Origin of the sequence: Sphingomonas sp. ASY06-1R (genome assembly GCF_052180265.1) — a bacterium.
Lineage (GTDB): Bacteria > Pseudomonadota > Alphaproteobacteria > Sphingomonadales > Sphingomonadaceae > Sphingomonas_I.
Genome location: NZ_CP197464.1, coordinates 3,942,332 through 3,960,201, shown reverse-complemented (window position 1 = coordinate 3,960,201; position 17,870 = coordinate 3,942,332). Strand labels below are relative to the sequence as shown.

19 protein-coding genes are annotated in these 17,870 nt (G+C 64.8%); 2 read left to right on the top strand and 17 right to left on the bottom strand.

Annotated elements, in window-relative coordinates:
* The first annotated feature begins 12 nt into the window (after positions 1 to 12).
* Positions 13 to 891: a ParB/RepB/Spo0J family partition protein gene (locus ACSBM8_RS18695; protein ID WP_442679492.1), complete on the top strand. Its 879-nt coding sequence runs from the start codon at positions 13 to 15 to the stop codon at positions 889 to 891.
* Between the two features lie 42 nt (positions 892 to 933).
* Here the strand turns inward: ACSBM8_RS18695 and ACSBM8_RS18690 are convergent, their stop codons facing one another.
* Genes ACSBM8_RS18690 through ACSBM8_RS18660 form a run of 7 tightly spaced genes read right to left on the bottom strand, consistent with a single transcriptional unit; the run spans position 934 to position 7,981 of the window.
* On the bottom strand, positions 934 to 1,917 hold the full coding sequence (locus ACSBM8_RS18690; protein ID WP_442679491.1) for an FAD:protein FMN transferase: 984 nt from the start codon (positions 1,915 to 1,917) through the stop codon (positions 934 to 936).
* Positions 1,918 to 1,921: 4 nt separating this feature from the next.
* On the bottom strand, positions 1,922 to 2,827 hold the full coding sequence (locus ACSBM8_RS18685; RefSeq protein WP_442679490.1) for a DUF4198 domain-containing protein: 906 nt from the start codon (positions 2,825 to 2,827) through the stop codon (positions 1,922 to 1,924).
* Positions 2,828 to 2,838: 11 nt separating this feature from the next.
* On the bottom strand, positions 2,839 to 3,318 hold the full coding sequence (locus ACSBM8_RS18680; RefSeq protein ID WP_442679489.1) for a DUF2271 domain-containing protein: 480 nt from the start codon (positions 3,316 to 3,318) through the stop codon (positions 2,839 to 2,841).
* 11 nt (positions 3,319 to 3,329) lie between these two features.
* Positions 3,330 to 3,980, bottom strand: coding sequence for a PepSY-associated TM helix domain-containing protein (locus ACSBM8_RS18675; RefSeq protein WP_442679488.1), 651 nt, complete (start codon positions 3,978 to 3,980; stop codon positions 3,330 to 3,332).
* A complete protein-coding gene (locus ACSBM8_RS18670) occupies positions 3,977 to 4,615 on the bottom strand; it encodes a Fe2+-dependent dioxygenase (RefSeq protein WP_442681643.1) in 639 nt (212 codons plus the stop codon). Before ACSBM8_RS18670 ends, ACSBM8_RS18675 begins: the two co-directional genes overlap by 4 nt.
* Before the next feature lie 29 nt (positions 4,616 to 4,644).
* Positions 4,645 to 5,487: a tetratricopeptide repeat protein gene (locus ACSBM8_RS18665; RefSeq protein ID WP_442679487.1), complete on the bottom strand. Its 843-nt coding sequence runs from the start codon at positions 5,485 to 5,487 to the stop codon at positions 4,645 to 4,647.
* Between the two features lies 1 nt (position 5,488).
* On the bottom strand, positions 5,489 to 7,981 hold the full coding sequence (locus ACSBM8_RS18660; protein WP_442679486.1) for a TonB-dependent receptor: 2,493 nt from the start codon (positions 7,979 to 7,981) through the stop codon (positions 5,489 to 5,491).
* 196 nt (positions 7,982 to 8,177) lie between these two features.
* On the opposite strand from ACSBM8_RS18660, the gene ACSBM8_RS18655 reads away from it, so the two are divergent.
* Positions 8,178 to 10,295, top strand: coding sequence for a RelA/SpoT family protein (locus ACSBM8_RS18655; RefSeq protein WP_442679485.1), 2,118 nt, complete (start codon positions 8,178 to 8,180; stop codon positions 10,293 to 10,295).
* Positions 10,296 to 10,320: 25 nt separating this feature from the next.
* Here the strand turns inward: ACSBM8_RS18655 and ACSBM8_RS18650 are convergent, their stop codons facing one another.
* The 10 genes from ACSBM8_RS18650 to ACSBM8_RS18605 all read right to left on the bottom strand — a co-directional run bounded on the left by ACSBM8_RS18650 (position 10,321) and on the right by ACSBM8_RS18605 (position 17,716).
* Positions 10,321 to 10,647, bottom strand: coding sequence for a hypothetical protein (locus ACSBM8_RS18650; RefSeq protein WP_442679484.1), 327 nt, complete (start codon positions 10,645 to 10,647; stop codon positions 10,321 to 10,323).
* A 469-nt stretch (positions 10,648 to 11,116) separates the two neighbouring features.
* Entirely contained in the window at positions 11,117 to 11,569 is a 453-nt protein-coding gene (gene nusB / locus ACSBM8_RS18645) for a transcription antitermination factor NusB (protein ID WP_442681642.1), read from the bottom strand.
* Positions 11,569 to 12,852 carry a histidinol dehydrogenase gene (gene hisD / locus ACSBM8_RS18640; RefSeq protein WP_442679483.1) on the bottom strand — a complete coding sequence of 428 codons (1,284 nt, stop codon included), beginning with the start codon at positions 12,850 to 12,852 and terminating at the stop codon, positions 11,569 to 11,571. The genes nusB and hisD overlap by 1 nt, the downstream gene beginning before the upstream one ends.
* 123 nt (positions 12,853 to 12,975) lie before the next feature.
* Complete coding sequence (gene hisG / locus ACSBM8_RS18635; protein WP_442679482.1) at positions 12,976 to 13,641, bottom strand: ATP phosphoribosyltransferase; 666 nt, start codon at positions 13,639 to 13,641, stop codon at positions 12,976 to 12,978.
* 85 nt (positions 13,642 to 13,726) lie between these two features.
* A complete protein-coding gene (locus tag ACSBM8_RS18630) occupies positions 13,727 to 13,942 on the bottom strand; it encodes a hypothetical protein (RefSeq protein WP_442679481.1) in 216 nt (71 codons plus the stop codon).
* Between the two features lie 177 nt (positions 13,943 to 14,119).
* Positions 14,120 to 14,752, bottom strand: coding sequence for a general stress protein (locus ACSBM8_RS18625; RefSeq protein ID WP_442679480.1), 633 nt, complete (start codon positions 14,750 to 14,752; stop codon positions 14,120 to 14,122).
* 24 nt (positions 14,753 to 14,776) lie between these two features.
* Positions 14,777 to 15,082 (bottom strand): hypothetical protein, encoded by a 306-nt coding sequence (locus tag ACSBM8_RS18620; protein WP_442679479.1) that lies wholly within the window; start codon positions 15,080 to 15,082, stop codon positions 14,777 to 14,779.
* A 233-nt stretch (positions 15,083 to 15,315) separates the two neighbouring features.
* Positions 15,316 to 15,921, bottom strand: coding sequence for a DUF4328 domain-containing protein (locus tag ACSBM8_RS18615; protein WP_442679478.1), 606 nt, complete (start codon positions 15,919 to 15,921; stop codon positions 15,316 to 15,318).
* Between the two features lie 66 nt (positions 15,922 to 15,987).
* A complete protein-coding gene (locus tag ACSBM8_RS18610; RefSeq protein WP_442679477.1) occupies positions 15,988 to 17,220 on the bottom strand; it encodes a DUF4328 domain-containing protein in 1,233 nt (410 codons plus the stop codon).
* 49 nt (positions 17,221 to 17,269) lie between these two features.
* Entirely contained in the window at positions 17,270 to 17,716 is a 447-nt protein-coding gene (locus ACSBM8_RS18605; protein ID WP_442679476.1) for a DUF3291 domain-containing protein, read from the bottom strand.
* Between the last annotated feature and the right edge of the window lie 154 nt (positions 17,717 to 17,870).

Genomic DNA, 17,870 nt, shown 5'->3' with positions numbered 1-17,870 from the left:
TAAGGAAATTCGATGAGCGAAGTGAAGCGCGGCCTCGGTCGTGGCCTGTCGTCCTTGCTGGGCGAGGCCGTGCGCGAACAGCCGATCGCCGGCGACGCGGTGCGCGAGCCGGGTATCCAGATGATCCCGATCGCGCAGATTCAACCGAACCCCGATCAGCCACGCCGTCATTTTGACGAGGCTGCGATCGACGAACTGGCCGAATCGCTCAAGCAACGCGGCCTCATCCAACCGCTGGTGGTCCGCCCGATGGGGCATGGTGTGTATCAGATCGTAGCGGGCGAGCGGCGCTGGCGGGCGGCGCAGCGCGCGCAGTTGCACGATGTGCCGGCCATCAGCCGCGAACTCAGCAATGCCGAGACGCTGGAACTGGCGATCATCGAGAATATTCAGCGTCAGGATCTCAACGCAATCGAAGAAGCCGAGGCTTATCAAAGACTTGCGAAGGAATACGGGCATAAGCAAGAGGCTCTCGCCAAGATCGTCGGTAAGTCGCGCAGCCACGTCGCCAACCTGTTGCGCCTGCTTGACCTGCCGGAGAGCGTGCGGGCCGCGCTAGCGGACGGACGGCTCAGCATGGGCCATGCCCGTGCCCTGGCCACGGCCGAGGATCCCGCTGCTCTGGCCGCAGAAGTCATTCGCCGCGGCTTGTCCGTACGGGAAACCGAAGAGCTGGCCCGTGGCAGCAAGGCCAAGCGCGCGCGGGCGCCGCAGCAGGCATCCCCATCGGGCGATGCTGACGTCGCCATGCTCGAACGCCAGTTACGCGATCAGCTTGGGCTCAAGGTCGGCATCGCACATGGCGCCAAGGGCGGTAGCGTCACGATCGCCTACGCCACGCTCGATCAGCTCGACATGCTCTGCCAACGCCTGAGCGGCGAGCACATCTAGCCTTTTACCGGCTGCCTACTCCTCTAATCCGACGGAACGGTTCTACATCATCGCTGCGAGCGCGGGGGTGATCGTTTCGCAAAGACCGTCGGCATCGCGCGCGATCATGCGCGCAGCCACCGTCTCGCGCGCTGCCAGCGCCATGCCCGCACGAGGGCCGAGCACGGCGAGCGCGCTCGCCCAGGCGTCCGCGATCATCGCCGAGGGATGCAACACGCTCACCGAGATGACGCCGCTTTCGCTCGGGCGGCCGGTTGCCGGGTCGATCGTGTGCGCCCCGCGAACATAATCGCCGGATGTCGCCACGGCGAGGTCGTGCAGCGCGACCCGTACCGGTTGCAGCGATAGGCCAGGCGGCGTCTCGAGATCGACCCACCAGGGATCGCCGTCGGGCTTTAGGCCACGTCCCACCAATTCGCCGCCAATCTCCACCAGTGCGTGCCGGACGCCCAGAGACGCCAGCAGGGCCGCAACGGCGTCCACGGCATAGCCCTTGGCAATGCCGGAAAGATCGAGCTGTAGTCCGCCTGGCTGGCGCAGCTGCTGGGCCTGCCGATCGTAATTGAGTTGGCGCCAGCCCGACGTCGCATGCGCTTGCGCCACCTGATCGTCAGACGGTGGGCCATCAACGGCGACGGGCCCGAAACCCCACAAATTGACGAGCCTTCCAATGGCCGGGTCGAACGCCCCGTCGCTCATTTCGGCAATGTCGAGGGACGCTTCGATCACCCGCGCGAAATCGGGCGGCAGCGTCAGCCATGTCCCGGCGTCAGCGCGGTTGTAGCGCCCCAGCACCGAGTCAGGCTCCCAATGGCTCATCTGATCCACCAGCCGATCGAGCCGGTGCTGGATGGCGGGCAGCACGCCGTCGCGGTCGAGCGTCGGCGGCGCGGCCAGCCGCACGCGCCAGCGTGTCCCCATCGTGACACCCGCATAGTCCAACACCGGCGCGCGCGGATCATGCCCGATCCAGGCGCCGGGCGAGAGCTGGGTCGGGACGGCGATCCTGGTCGGCGTCGCCGTCATCGGTTCAAGGCGCGAGGACTTCGAGCGTGGTCGTATAGCTCAGGCGACGATCGGTCGCGCGCGGCTCGCTGGGGTGCTTGTCCGCCAGCGTCGTATTGAGCCAGAACATTCCCGCCATCGGCCATACGACCTTCACGACGCCGTCGGCGCCGGTCGTGAATTCCTTGGCATCCTCGCCCTCCCGATAGCGCTTCCCGCCCGCGATCACCGTGACCTTCAGGCCGGCGGCGGGCTTACCGTCGACGAGGAAACGGAAACTGGCAGGCTCGTTCGAAACGAGCTCGTCGGGATGCGTGACGGGCACCATCTCCAGGCCCTTGCCCGTAGGCGTGAACAGGTTGGTCGTCGGTGCTCCGGCCGTGACGAACACCTCGTTCCGGCTGGAGTTTTCGGTCAGCTTCACGTCGGTCGCGTCGCCCGGAATATCGGCGACCGATGCGACCGAAGGTGCGCGCGGCGGACGCGGCGGCCCCGGCGGACTGGCGCCCGGTGCTGCATTGGCACCACCGGGACCGCCCGGACCGCCGCCCGGCGGACCACCGCGCCCACCGACGCGCCGTTCCTCGCCATTGACCTTGAAGCTACCCGACACGCCGGACATCGTCGTGCCGATCTTCCACGTGCCGGGTTTGTCGAGCTTGACGTCGAAGGTCGAGCGTGTCGCCCCCGAAGCCGGATTCAGGATCGCCCCCGCGCTGCCGTCGGGCGCCCAAACCTTGACCATCGCCGGATTGAGCGGGCGGTGATCGGCGTAGAACAGGTCGTTCGAGGCGGCGCCGTCGAACGTCACGATATCGTCCTTGCCCGAAAAGGTCGTGGCGGAGGGAAGCAACCACAGGCGGTGCGCCTGCAGCGGCATGGCGCCGAGCAAAGCGGCGACGAGTGCGATCCGGGGCAAAGCAGAGGTCATGATCGGGCCTTTCAGCGAAGCGAAACGGTGACGGCGCCAAGCTCGGACTTGCCCTTGGCGGAAGCCGGCTTGGCCGGGACGGTGAGCGGTACCGAGACGAGCTCGCGCCCGCCGGTCTCGCGGGCAGCCTCGACGAACAGCTTATATTGGCCGGGTTTCACGTCGGCGGGGATGGCGACACGCTGGTCGCCCGGCGCGCGCGTGGCACCACTCAGTCCGTCGGCGGGCAGGTTCAGGCTCCGCCCACCCTTGCGCCACCAGGTGCGCAGATCGGCGAGCCATTTCGTGCCGGGCTCATTGCCCATCTTCTTGACGTCATACCAGACGAACAGCGTGCGCGCCGCGCCACCCGCAACCGGCTCGATCCAGCCGGTGACATAGGGCCGGTGATATTCGGCCACGTTGAGCCGCGGGATGGCGACGGTGATCGTGCCGGCAGAGGCGGCCGGCGCGGCCACGAGACCGACGAGCATCAGGGGGACGTTACGCATCGGGTTGCACCTCAATGAATGAACAGGATGGCGATGATGACAGGGATCGCGAGCCCCAGACCGGTTAGCGGCCACGTGAGCGGCCGGTGGCGCGCGTGCATCTGGAGCAAAAGCAGCCCGGTCAGCGTGAACAAGATGCACGCGACCGCAAAGACATCGATGAACCAGAACCAGGCGTTGCCCGCATTGCGGCCCTTGTGGAGATCGTTGAGGTAGGAGATCCAGCCGCGCGACGTGACCTCGGCCGTCACCTTGCCGCTGCTCTTGTCGATGCTGATCCAGCCATCGCCGCCCGGCCGCGGCAGCGCCACGTAGACTTCGCCGTCCGACCACTCCGCCGCATGGCCGCGTGGATCGAGGCCGATCGCGGAGGCGACATTGGCAGCCACCGCCTCCGGTAAGGGCGCGTCGGCGGGGAAGGGCGCGTGCAGCTGCTGCAGCAAGGGCGCGGACAAAGCGGCGGTGCGCTGCGTCACGACCGGCTTGGCGCTGATGGCGGAGGCGTGGTTGAGCGTGAGGCCGGTGATGGCGAACAGCAGCATGCCGACCAGCGATATCGCGGCGCTGATCCAGTGCCATGTGTGCAGCTGCTTCAGCCACCAGGAGCGTATCTTCTTACGCGCTTTGCGGTCGCGCGCGGGCTGGATCGGGACTTGCTTCACAGCTCGGCCCAACGTCGCAGCAGATTGTGATAGACGCCTGTGAGGCGAACGAGCGCGGCCGAGCCTGGACCTGTGGCGGCGGACAGCTCCTGGATCGATCGATCGAGATCGAACAGGATCGCGCGGGCGCTCTGATCGCGCACCATCGACTGGATCCAGAAAAAGCTGGCGCGACGCGTGCCGCGCGTGACTGTTGTCACCCGATGCACGCTCGATGCGGGGTAAAGGATCATGTCGCCTGCGGGCAGTTTGATCGGACCATATCCCTCGGCGATCAGCTCGCCCCCGTCATAGTCCGCCGGATCGCTCAGAAAAAGGGTGGCCGACAGGTCGCTGCGCACGCGGAAGTCGCTGCCCGCGCGGATGCGGACGGCGCTATCGACATGATCGCCGAACGCTTCGCCCACGCCATAGCGATTGAACAAGGGCGGATAGACTTTGAGCGGAAGCGCGGCCGCGATGAACAACGGCGATCGGCCAAGCGCATCCATGACCGTCTCGCCGACCCGGCGCGCCTCGGCGCTGTCTTCGGGCAGCTGACAATTGTCCTTGGCCAGCGCCGACTGATGACCTGAGGTCGCGTTGCCGTCGACCCAGGCTGCCGCATCCAATTGTCCGTTGATGCTGCGCAGCATCGCTTCGTCGATCACCTGCGGGATGACGATCACGTATCGTGCCCCTTCAACTGCATGGCGGCCGTGATGTACGGTTCGGGCTGCGCCATCAGATAGTCGATCATCTGGGCGCGGAAGCGGGCATTTCCGCCCGCCCACGCTTGTTCCATCCAATGCAGCGATTCGTCGTGCCGGCCTTGCATGGCGAGCATGCGGCCATGATTGAACTGCCCGCGAAAGTCGCCGCCCTGGGCTGCGATCGCATAATGGCGACCCGCCTCGGTCAGATCGCGCGCGACAACCCAGCCATCCTCGTGGAAGCTGCCGACGAAATTATGCGCCTTCGCATAGCCATCGTCCGCCGCCTCCCGGAACAACGCCAGCGCGGCGGCCTTGTCCTCGGCGATGCCACGCCCCAGGGCCAGCATCGTCGCATAATTATATTTGGCCCAGGTGAGGCCCCGCGCCGCCGCCTGGCGAAACCACGCAGCGGCCCGCGTTCGATCCACCGCCGCGCCCCAGCCGAGATCGTAGCAGCGGCCGACCATATTAGCCGCCTCCAAATGTCCCGACAGCGCGGCCCGTTCGAACCAGGCAAGCGCCTGCCGCGGATCTGGGGCAAGCCCGTCGCCGTCGAGCAGCATCTGCGCGTACCGGGCCTGGGCCTCGGCGGAACCGGCCTCGGCGGCCGCGCCGATGAACGCGGCAATCTCCTCGCGGGAACCGGACAGGCGGCGCGCAATTTCCGCGGCACTCAAGGCATTGAGCGTATCGATGGTCGGTTTCTGCTGCGGGCGCGCCGCCGGCGGAGACCGACGCGTGCCGGGTTCCGGGCATGCAGCCGGATCTGGGGCCTGGCTGTCGCCTGGCGGCAGGTCGGCCAATGCCGGCATATCAATAATCGACGCTCAGCGTGCCGAAGACGGTGCGACCGGGCGCGATCGAGGCATAGTGGCTGGAATAGGCCTGATTGAAATAGCGTTTGTTGGTCAGATTCTGCGCGTTGACGCTCAACTGGATGCGGTCGGTGAACTTGTAGCTTGCGCGCGCGTCGAAGCGCCAATAGCTCGGGATCGATCGCGCCAATATCGTTGTGGCCGGGTTGATCGTGACGACGCCCGCCGCATTCTGCGTCGCCGTGCGGTTGTCGCCATAGCCGCCGAACACGCGGCTGGTGTAGAAGGCGCCGCCGCCGAGCGAGAAGCCATGCGTCTCGTAGCTCGTCCAGGCCGTGAAACTATCTTTGGCGGTTTGCGGGAAACGCCGGCCATTATTGACCGACGGCACGTAGACCGTCTTGGCCGCCTGTCCGCCGACGGCCGCTGCGGTCAGCGCGGTGAAGCCGGCTTCCCGGATCTTGGCGTCGAGATAGGAATAGCCGCCGAACACCGTCCAGCCGTTGATGATGCGGCCGTTAAAGCCGATCTCGAAGCCATTGACCCGCTTCTTGCCGATGAACGCGACCGTATTGGCATCGACGGAAACGCGCGCATTGTTGCTTTCGGTGCGGAACACCGCGGCGGTCAGCGACAGGCGCTCGTCGAAAATGTCGGCCTTGGCGCCGGCTTCGAGCGACTTGGTCTTTTCGGGCTTGAGCTGGTCGAGCAGCGGCGTGACGGTGGTGCCGACCGCATTTTGCTCCTGACCCTCCCCCAGCAAGCTGTTGGGCGGTGTTACCGAGGTCGCATAAGAGACATAGAGGCTGCTATTGTGCGTTGGCTTGGCGACCAATCCTGCCTGATAGCTCCAATTGCGATCGCGGCGGCGCAGCTCGATCGACGGTGACGTCGCGGTCGCGCGTCCAGGGCGGACCTTCGATGTAAAATCGTCGTAACGCGCGCCGAGATTGGCGATCAGCCAGTCGCCCAAGGAAATCGAGTCGAAGAGATAGCCCGCGCGCGTGATACCGGTATTGGCGGTGTCGCCGAAGCTGGGGCTGCGCACGACCGGCGTCTGCACGGTCGAGGTGTCGCTCGCATAGTTGACCCACGGATCATTCGGGTTGGGGGCGAACAGAGAGGTGCAATAATAGCGCGCGACGGTCGTGCTGTTGCACCGCGGGCTGATACTGGCACCATTGGACATCACATAGGTGCCACGGCGCGCATCTTCGCTGGAAAATTCCAGTCCGGCCGCGACGCTATGCTTGAGCGGACCCGTATCGAACTTTGCGGTCAGATCGGTCTGGTTGATCAGGCTGTTGGTGATTCCGGCGCGCGTATTGGCGCGGCGCCAGACATAGCCGCCGCTGGTAAATTGGGTGACGCCGCCGGTTGTGCCATTCGTGGTCGTGGTGCCGATGACGTTGCCGGTCGAATCGTCCGGCAGCAGGAAGCTGTAGCCTTGCCAGGTATGGCTGAAGCGCGCGGTGTTGCGCAGCATGATGTTGCTTCCGAAATCATGCTCGGCCCGCAACGTGAATTGATCGGTGTTGGACTTGCGGAAGTCGCGGTCCTTCAACCCGTAAAAGGTCGAATACGGGACGGTGCCGGTGACGCCGCCTTTGGTCGTGACGTGATGCACCGGTTCGGACAGCACGAAGTCGCCAGCGGGCGCGTTGCAGATCGTGGCCGAGCAGACATAGCCGTAGGGCAGGCCGCTGTCGGGCAATTCGTTGCTGTGGAGATGGTAATAGGATGCGGTCAGCCGCGTCGGTGTGCCGAGGCCGATGGTGATCGAAGGCGCGATGCCCCACCGTTTCTGCCAGATGGCATCGCGACCGGCGACGTCCTGATCGTGCCACATCCCCTCGATCCGCACCGCGATGATGTCGTTGAGTTTATGGTTCACGTCGATCGTGGCGCGCTTGTAATCGGCGTTGCCGTAACTGACGTCGGCATGGGCGAAGTCGGCGAGCTTGGGCAGTTTGGATACGATGTTCAGCGTGCCGCCGGCCGAACCGCGTCCACCGAGGACGCTGTTCGATCCTTTCACCACTTCGATCTGCTCGACGGCGAAAATCTCACGGCTCTGCGCGCCGATGTCGCGCACGCCATCTAGGTAGGTCGAACCCTGGCTGTCGAAGCCCCGAATGAAGGGGCGGTCGCCGATAGGATTGCCGCCTTCGGCCGCACCGAATGTGATGCCGGGGACGGTTCGCAAGGCATCGACCAGGCTGACCGAACCCGTATCCCGAATCAGGGCTTCCGACAGGACCGTGATCGAACGCGGCGTATCGATCAGCGGCGCGGTCAGCTTCACGTTGACCGGCGCCTCATGCCGGCCCGTGACAATAACGTCGGACCGTTCGGCGACGTCGGAGTCACTCACATTGCCCGCCGGATCGACCGCCGCGGCATGGGCGGGGGACACAAACCCCACGCAAGACAGAGCCAGGAAGGCCGGCTTGCTCCAGTCGGAGGGCTTCGGTTCAGCAATGTGTGCCATATTTTCCCTTTGCAAAGCGGGGCGATTGTTTCGCCTTCGTTGCGCGGGTGCTAATGAGAGTCGTTCGCAGCGTCAATCTTATTGCGAGCAGTTCGCAGCAGTCTTAACGCACCGCAACGGATGCATTCTGCGCCACGCATCCTTTTCAGCAGGTTGGTACTTGCCTTTGGCCTAGCGTACCGCCCATCTATTCAGGATGTTGCGCCAATATGAGCTGGTCGATCGGGTCCTGAGTTACGACCCCACCGCCGACGAGGCATTGCTGAACCGTGCCTACGTCTTCTCGATGGCCGCGCACGGCTCCCAAAAGCGCGCTAATGGTGACCCCTATTTCAGCCATCCGATCGAGGTGGCGGGCATCCTGACCGACCTGCGTCTGGACGACGAAACAATCGCGACCGCGATCCTCCATGACACGGTCGAGGATACGGTCGCCACGCCGGAGCAGATCGAGAAGAGCTTTGGGCCATCGGTCGCGCGGCTGGTGGACGGCGTCACCAAGCTCAGCAAGATCGAAGCGCAGAGCGACAATGAACGCGCGGCCGAAAATCTGCGCAAATTCCTGCTCGCCATGTCGGACGACATCCGCGTGTTATTGGTCAAGCTTGCCGACCGATTGCACAATATGCGCACGCTTAAATTCATCCCGGCGGAGGCCAAGCGCCGCCGGATCGCGCGCGAGACGATGGATATCTATGCCCCGCTCGCGGAGCGGATCGGCATGTATGAGTTCATGACCGAAATGCAGACGCTCGCCTTTGCGGAGCTTGAGCCCGAAGCATTCGACTCGATTACGAAGCGTTTGGAGCAGCTCAAACGGGGCGGTGGGGACCAGGTTGCGCGCATCGCCTCCGGTATTCGCCTGCTGCTGAGCCAAAAGGGGATCAAGGCCGAGGTCGAGGGACGCGAGAAGCATCCCTATTCGATCTGGCGCAAGATGACCGAGCGTCACATCAGTTTCGAGCAATTATCCGACGTGATGGCGTTTCGCGTGATCGTGGACGAGAATGAGCAATGTTATCGCGCGCTCGGCCTGCTGCACGAACGCTGGCCGATGGTGCCGGGCCGGTTCAAGGATTATATCTCGACGCCCAAGCGCAACGGCTATCGCTCGCTTCACACGGCGGTGATGCACCACGAACGGGTGCGGATCGAGATCCAGGTGCGTACCCAGAAGATGCATGCCGAGGCGGAATTCGGGGTGGCCGCGCATTGGGCCTACAAGGCCGGCGGGACGATCCAGCCGGATGTGAATTCACGCTGGATCCGTGATCTCGTCGAAATCCTCGACCATGCGGCGAGCCCGGAAGAGCTGCTCGAACATACGCGCATGGCGATGTATCAGGATCGCATCTTCGCTTTCACGCCGCAGGGCGAGCTGATCCAGCTGCCGAAGGGCGCGACCCCGGTCGATTTCGCCTATGCGGTCCATACCGATCTTGGCGACCAGACCGTCGGGGCCAAGATCAACGGCCGCGTCGTCCCGCTGCGGACCGAAATCAAGAATGGCGACCAGGTCCAGATCCTGCGCTCCAAGGCGCAGGAGCCTCAGGCCGCGTGGATGGGCTTCGCCGCGACCGGCAAGGCGCGCGCCAAGATCCGCCGGTTTGTCCGCCAGAAGGAACAGGCTGAAATGATCGCGCTGGGGCGGCGCTTCTATGATGCGATCGTCGCACGCATGCCCGCGCCTTTGTCCAGCGATGCTCTGGCCGAGGCGCTGAAGCGGCTCAAATTACCCGATGCGGATCGCCTGATGGAGAATATCGCGCGCGGTACGATCGATGACGAGCATGTGATGGAAGCGCTGATGCCGGGTTCTACCGGCGGCCTGAGCGCGGCAGTCCGCCGTGCTCCACGTAGCGCGATCTCTATGAAGGGGCTGACGCCGGGCGTCGCTTTCACGCTGAGCGCATGCTGCACGCCAGTGCCGGGGGACCGGATCGTCGGTGTCCGGCGCCACGACGCGGCGGTCGAGGTGCATGTGATCGAATGCCCCGTCCTGCAGGCCGCGCCGGAGGAGGATTGGGTCGATCTCGCCTGGGGCGACAGTAGCGAGGGCGGCACAGGCCGGCTGTGCGTGATCGTGCGCAACGAACCCGGCTCGCTCGGCATCATGGCGGGAATTCTTGGCGCGCAGGGCGCCAATATCGTCAATATCAACCTGTCGGAACGGGACGCGAGTTTCCATACTTTCCAGGTCGTCGTGGAAGTGCACGACGTCGCCCATTTGATGCGGATCCTCGCCGCCCTGCGCGCAGCCGATGCGATCGTCAGCGCCGAACGCCTGGAGCCTCGCGCACCGCTCGCCGCCTGAAGCAGCGATCAAGTCGATCGTCCTTTTACTCTCGGTTAGTCTGTCTTTGGGCTTTGTAGCGATAGACCGCTGCCCAGGCGGCCGTAAGGCTGATCGGCGTCGCCATCAGCGCGCCGATCAGTGTTCCTGAAAGAACCACGATCGGCGCGTCGCTCTTCGGATATTCGGAGCGTTCGCGATGAAAGAGGCCGAACGCCAGCACGAACAGGCATAATGGGAGAATAAAGCCCGACATCAGGATCGCCGGGGCCCGCAGCCGGGATGCCACCAGCCGAATGGTGAGTGCGGTGAGCAGGTAACTGCCCGCTGCCACAGCCATCAGCGCGGCGACCAGTAGGGCTAACTCGACCATATCGTATCACGACCCGAGAGATTCCCTGCGTCGTCGTCATAGCGATCAGAGGAGCCGCGTTCCACCTGGTCGTCCGCGTTTCGGGCGCATTATCCGCCGCTACCCGATCGACTGAACCAAAAACGCGCCTAGCTGTAACCGATGGCTGTCGATCGCTTTCAGGTCGTTGTGGACGTGCACGACGTCGCCATTTGATGCGGATCCTCGCCGCCCTGCGCGCAGCCGACGCGATCGTCAGCGCCGAACGCCTGGAGCCGAGGGCACCGCTGGCGGCATGAACGAAGTGGTAGAGCCGGTGGACCATTCGTCCCTTTCCGCTCATGCTGAGTAGAGACCGAGTAGGCCAGCAGGGCCGTATCGAGGGCAGGTATCGAAGCACGCCTGCCTCGCCGATCCTTCGATACGTGCTCTCGATACGCTGCTACCGCAGCTACTCGATCACTACTCAGGATGAGCGGGGTGGTTTCGATTAAGCCCGGACATCCTTGGCGACGGAATCCAGCAGGCCGTTGACGAAACCGATCTCGCGCTTTTCGTAAAAGGCATCGGCGACGTCGACATATTCGCTGATCACCGTGGCGGTCGGCACATCCGCGCGCGCGATCAGCTCATAGCCGCCGGCGCGCAGGATGGCGCGCATCGGGCGATCGAGCCGCGCCAGGCTCCAGCCGGCGCTCAGCCGCTTGGTCAGGGCCGCGTCGATTTCGTCGCGACGGGCATCGACACCGCGCACGACATCATCGAAGAAATCCACTTCTGCGTCGGTATATTCGATGTCCTCGATCGTCGCACCCAGTCGATGCTGGTGAAATTCGTCGAGCAACCGCGCCATCGGCGTGCCCTCCATTTCCTGCTGATACAGGGCCTGGACCGCCGCCAGCCGCGCCGCGGAACGCGAGCGCGATCGTCCGCCGGGGCGCATCACAGCCGGATCGCCACGGATGCGGCATGGGCCGGCAAGCCCTCTGCCTGCGCGAGTGCGACCGCAGCCGGGCCGATCGCGGCCAGGGCCGCCCGGTCGCAAGCGATGAAGCTGGTCCGCTTCATGAAATCGAGCACGGAGAGGCCGGACGCAAAACGCGCGCGGCGGCCGGTGGGAAGGACGTGATTAGGACCTGCAACATAATCTCCAACAGCCTCGGGCGTGTAGCGACCGAGGAAGACCGATCCGGCGTGGCGGATCTTGGCAAACAAAGCCTCGGGGTCATCGACCGCGAGTTCGAGATGTTCCGGCGCGAGCCGATCGACCAGCGGCAATGCCGCCGCCAGCGACGGTACCACGATGATAGCACCATTGTCGTTCCACGCCGTGGCGGCCGCGTCACGCGTGCTGAGGCCAGCGAGTTGTGTCCCGATCGCCTGCTCGACCGCGCCGGCAAAGCCCGCGTCGTCGGTGAACAGGATGGATTGGCTGGTCGGGTCATGCTCCGCCTGGCTCAACAGATCTGCCGCGATCCAGGCGGGATCATTGTCCCCGTCGGCGACGACCACGATTTCCGACGGGCCGGCGACCATATCGATCCCGACAACCCCGTATAATTGCCGCTTGGCCTCGGCCACCCAGGCATTGCCGGGGCCGACGATCACGTCGACCGGACGGATGCGCGCCGTGCCATAGGCCATAGCGGCGATCGCCTGGGCGCCGCCAACGCGCCAGATCTCATCGACGCCCGCAATTTCCGCAGCGGCGAGCACGAGCGGATTGATCTCGCCATTCGGGGTCGGCGTCACCATCGTCACCCGCGCGACGCCGGCGACGCGCGCCGGAATCGCGTTCATCAGCACGGTCGAGGGATAGGCCGCGCGCCCTCCAGGCACATAGAGTCCGGCGGCATCCACCGCATTCCAGCGCGCGCCCAGCCGGACGCCCGCCGCATCCGTCATGTCCCGGTCGGCCGGCTTCTGATCCCGATGATAGACGGCGATGCGATCCGCCGCGAGCTCCAGCGCCGCGCGTAGCGTTGGATCGAGGCTGTCCAGAGCGGCCCGGCGCTCGGCCCGGCTCACATCCCAGCCGGTCTTATCCAGATCGTGGCCATCGAAATCGCGGGTATAATCCTGCAACGCGCGGTCCCGGGCGACCCGGACGGCGCGAATGATCGTCGACACGTCACGCGAAACATCGCCATCCGCCTCCCGGCGCGCGTCGACGAGCGCCGCGAAGGCGGGCTCAAAGTCCGCGCCCGACGCATCGAGGCGGATCATGCGTCCGCCCCCTTACATGTACGTAATAGGGTTCCTGCCCCGTTCGCGCAGAGCAACGTCGAAGCGCGCGGGCGGCCATGTGCTTCGACACCGCCCCGTACCAACGGATCGCGCAAGAGGGCGCTAAGCTGCACGTGCGCCTCCGGCGGCATCGCGGAAGGCTTCGACTAGAGGCAATACATCGCGCGCCCGCGTCTTGAACGCCGCCCGATTCACGATCAGGCGGGCGCTTACTTGAGCGATCGTTTCCACCTCCACCAGGCCGTTCTCGGCCAGCGTGCGGCCAGAGGAGACCAGATCGACGATGCGGCTCGACAATCCCAGCACCGGGGCAATCTCCATCGCGCCATTCAGTTTGACGCATTCCGCCTGAACGCCTCGCGCCTCGAAGTGGCGGCGGGTGACGTTGGGATATTTCGTGGCCACGCGGACGTGGCTCCAGTCGCGCGGATCGTCGCGCGCGGCCAGCTCCTGGGGCTCGGCAACGCTCAGCCGACAATGGCCGATACCCAGGTCGACGGGCGCGTAAAGTTCGGAATAATCGAATTCCATCAGCACATCGGATCCGACGATGCCCAATTGGGCTGCGCCGTGCGCGACAAAGGTCGCCACGTCGAACGCACGCACCCGGATCAGCCCGATGTCGGCGCGGTTCGTGGCGAAGCGGAGCGCACGACTATCCTCATCGGCAAAGGCCGGTTCGGGAACGATTCCCGCTTGGGCGAAGAGCGGCATCACCTCTTTCAGGATGCGGCCCTTGGGAACGGCGATGATGATTGGCGCGGCCATAGCGGCGCGGCTTTACGGCTCGCAACGCGGCGGAGCAACCGGAGAGGCACTATCCCGTCTCAGGTCAGGCATCCGGCATCCGGCATCAGTCGCCGCGGCGGGCAACCCGATAGAGAATGACGCAATAGAGGACGGACGCCAGGATGAGGCCCCACACGCTGATCCGCTGCTTTTCGGCGTCACACTGCTGAATCGCCGCGTCGGAAACCGCGCAATCGCCATGAAGAATGGTGATGAGGCCCAGCAGCATCAGGGCACCAAGCCAATAGACCGCGGATATCCCGATCAACCTGGTCTTCATGCCCACTCCTCTTCCCCATCCTGACAGCCCGAACGCTTGCCGGCGCCGGCCCATCAACAGTGGGCAGCGTGTGGGGTATCACCGTTGATTTTGTAAAGGGCGGGGCGACCGCGATTGCGCGGCCTCCCGCCGGGTCAAAGCGGAGACCGGCCACCAGGGCACGGTCTCCGCAGAGAGTTACAGGACAGACGGTTCGCGACGATAGGCCGCGCGGTCGCGCTCCATCTCTTCCGCGCTGTAAGGCGCGGCTGCTTCGTCAAAACGGTTCCAGCCGGCTTCGCGGTACACCGGTCCGCGGGTCGCTGCGGTTACACCGCGATTGCCGTCCAGAATCGCCTCGGCCTCGCCAACCATCTGGTCGTCCACCTTGGCGCTGACGAGTGTACCACCGCGGCGCACGCCTTCGGAATAGACATTGGCCTCGTCCTCGGTGTGGCCGGCATTCTTCAATGCGCCGACCAGGCTGCCCGTAGCGGCGCCGCCGACGCCGCCGATCGCTGCGCCCGCAACCGTTGACGCCAGCCAACCCGCTGCAACGATGGGGCCGAGACCGGGGATCGCAAGCAAGCCCAACCCCGCCAGAAGTCCGCCGACGCCACCCAGAACGGCACCCGTGGATGCACCACGGCTGACATCGCCATGATCGTTTACATCGGTGACATCATGGTCACCATCGTGGCCAGGTTTGGCATCGGCATTATTGGCGACAATGCTGAGGTCGCTATGGGAAACGCCAAGTCGTTCTAGTTCGGTGACAGCCGTCTGGGCGTCCGCATAATCGTCGAATAGTCGCGTGATAGTCCGTGACATAAGATCTACTCCTTGATGCGGGGATTAACGGGCGGTGACATTGCCTTTATAGTCCAGCGTCACGACCATCGCCTTGCCACGGCGGGTCGCTTGGCCTTGCCAGCTTCCGGCTTCGGTCTTGCGCAAGTCGCCGATCTTTGTGAAACCCGCCTTGGCGATGCGGCCACGCGCCTGCTGCTCGGTGAAGGAACTGCTTCCGCGCGCCGGGGCGGGGACAGAATGAACCTGACTGTCCTTCACGATCGGGTTATGCGATCCGCGCTGTTCCTGCTGCGCCATCGCGCCCGTTCCGAGCGCGGCCGCGACGGCGGCGATAATGTAAATCTTCATAGATGATCCTCTCCAGCATCCATCCCCACAGACACGGCAAAGCATTCCCGAAACCAGGAGAATGCCGCTGCCGCAGGCGGTTATGGTGTTGCGAATGCTGAATAAACCCGCCAGCTTTGGCTTCGGGTGCAGCCGTGTAAAATAAAGCTATCGCGCGGTGGGATACGGGATCGGAACGGCGCCGGCCGTGTATCAGGGCGGCGGCGGTTGGACAAAGGCCCCGCCTGTATCGGCTAGGCGAAGACGTCCTGATTGCGGGTGGCGTCCTGGCCGCGAACGATTTCGCGCATGATCCGGATCAGGATCAGCGAAAGGGGTACCTCGATCACGCCCTGAATCAGGCTGCATACCGCGCTAGGCCCAGGATAACGATCCGCGGTTCGAAACGCGATATTGCCGACAATGTTCGTGATAAGCCACATCGCCCACCAGGCGCGCAGGTGCGACGGAGCCGTATGCGATTGCCAATTGAGGCCGAAGCGGCTCGCCAGCCAGATTTCCTTCATGCCCTGGAACGGCTTGAAGAGGTTCGCGACGGGAATGAAATACCATCCCACGGCCCAGCCCGCTTTGATCTGCAGATCGGGAGCGATCGTATGGGCATTGGCGCTGGCCATGTAGATCCAGCGTCCGACGATGATCACGGTCGCGATCAGCACCACAAAGCTTAGCAGGCCGACAACTTCGGTGATCCCGATACCGGGCCGGTTCAGCGAGGGCAGGCGCATCATATTCTGCATGTAATCGAGCATGCCGAAGATCAGCTGTACCGCCATATAGGCCCATAACGTCACCGTCGCGACGCGGGTGATGCGCGACAAATCCCGATACTGATACATGGCGGGCCCCTTTTATGCCGCGCATACCGAGCGGACAGGGCCTTCAAGCGGGTTGATGGGCGACCGTCAAGCCGCCGCCCGGCGCTGCGCCGCCGCCACCGCCCGGACAACGGCGATCAGCACCAGGCAGAGCGGTATGTTGAGCAGGCCCTCGGCAAAGGCCAGCTTCGTGGCGAGCGTGTAATTCCGTTCGAACATATAGCCCGACAGATTGTGCAGGCTCAGCACCGCCACCCACAAACCCCACCACGTCAATAACAGGACGGGCGGCGACCGCGTCGCCCAATCGCGCGGATGATGGCTCGCCAGCCAGGTTTCCTTCATCGCGTCGAACGGCTTGAACAGGTGCGCGATCGGGATGAAGAACCAGCCGACCGCCCAGCCCGGGCCGATCGTCAGGCCGCTGGCCAGTGCATGCGCATTCACGCTCGCGCGATAGATCCAGCAGCCGATGACGACCATTGTCGCCAGCGCCCACAGCAGGGGCCACCAGGTCAGCAGATCGGCGAAACCCGCCATGGTCGGATCGATCGGGGTCCGCATCAGCACGTCATGATAGTAGAAATAGCCCGCGGCCAGGGCCGGCGGAAACATGTGCAGCGCCACCATGACCGTCGCGATGCGCGTCCACCCGCCGAGATCGCGATAGCGGCCGATCGAGCGGGGTTCGGCGGCGGCGGCGGCAGGGACCTGCCCGTGCGTGATCCGCTGCGCGACCGACACCTGCCGCATGATCGACAGGAAGAGCAGGCAGAGCGGCACGTTGCACAGCACGTCGGCAAGGTAGAAATAGCCGCTCAGTACCGACTGTTTCTCCCCCACCCACAGCGCCAGCGTCTTGGCCACGAGCACCGCCAGCCACAAGGCCCGCCAGAGGTCCAGCCGCCGCGGCGCGCGGTGCGATTTCCAGTCCCGGCCATGATGGCTCGCCAGCCAGGTCTCCTGCATCGCCTTGAGCGGCTTTTCGATATGCTGCAGCGGCACCCAGAACGCGCCCACGGCCCAGCCCGGCGTGATGGTGAGATCGCCACCCAGAGCGTGGGCGTTCCGGCTCGCCTGATAGATCCAGCTCTGGACGATCGCGAACGCCGCCACGGTCAGGCACAGCGTCAAAAATGCCAGCGGCAGGACCAATGATGCAAGGCCCGGCGGCAAGGGCGTCGGGTCCAGCACGCGGTGATAGAATAACCCCAGCCCGAGCACCGTGTCGGCAACCAGATAGGCCCATATGGCGATCGTCGCGGTGCGCGTCGTCGGGGACAAATCCTGGTAAGGATAGGGTGCCGGTCCCGCCGTCACGTCGCTGCTCCCGCTGGGTAAGCCGATCTTGGACAGCGGGCCGCGCGGGTCAAGCGGGGGCGCCCCGGCGCGCCGGCGTGAGCTGCATGGGGCCACGTTGGTCCGGCTCGGCGAAGCTTAGATCGGCGTGGTGCGCGCTCGGCCGGTGCAGCTTGGACGGGCGACCCTCGCTGCGCATGCGGCGCGCCGCTTCGCTATAATCGGGCAAAGCGTCGCCCCGCTGATCCCAATGGACCACGCTTGCCTCGTCGCACCAGTGCATCAGCTTCGGCATCACGCGGAGATGATCGCCGCTGGCGATATAGGCGCGCATCGCCGCCTGATCGCGCCACAAGGTCATCGTCCAGAAGGTCCAGCGCCGGTCGGGTTTCAGTCCGCCGGCCAGGAATCCGTCGGTATGTTCCGCCTGCGCGCTCGTGCGGCGCGCATGGAGGAAGAAAGCGGGCAGGAAGCGGATCGAGCGGACGCGCAGACGCGTGATACTGACGAAGGGCATGGCGCCATGATGTAGCGGCCTTCGCCCCGGATTTCGCCTGCAAAGCGTGGCGCCGGACGGGGGATCGCCAGGGCCGTGGCGATGCCCGCTTTGGCAGGGACGCGGGATGGATTGACGTCGCCCGACCGGCCGGCAATTCTGGGCGGGCGGCCTG